This window comes from Micromonospora sp. LOL_024, assembly GCF_048060415.1.
Taxonomy (GTDB): Bacteria; Actinomycetota; Actinomycetes; order Mycobacteriales; family Micromonosporaceae; genus Micromonospora.
Genome location: NZ_JBHMIS010000224.1, coordinates 1 through 272, shown reverse-complemented (window position 1 = coordinate 272; position 272 = coordinate 1). Strand labels below are relative to the sequence as shown.

Here is a 272-nt window from a genome sequence, read left to right as displayed (position 1 = left end):
CGCGTAGCCGGTCGGCGTCCTGGCGTGTGGTGGTTTCGCGGTCGGCGATCAGGTCGAGGACGGTGGGGAGGTTCACCGGTGCCGCCATGAGGGTGTGCTGGTCCCGGTCAGCCGCCGCACGATGTTCGCCGTAGACGCCCATAGGGTTCGGGACACCGAGGACTCTGGTCGGCTTTCGTACTCGCGCGCGAGACGGCGGTGCAGCATCAGGGTGCCGTTGACCTGCTCCACGATCCACCGCTTGCGGATCGGCACGAACCCGGGCTTGGTGT

The 272-nt window shown here is 68.0% G+C and carries 1 pseudogene; it reads right to left on the bottom strand.

Annotated elements, in window-relative coordinates:
- Nucleotides 1-72: 72 nt before the first annotated feature.
- A pseudogene (locus ACFHWY_RS28965) lies at nt 73-272 on the bottom strand (IS5/IS1182 family transposase); the annotation flags it as partial.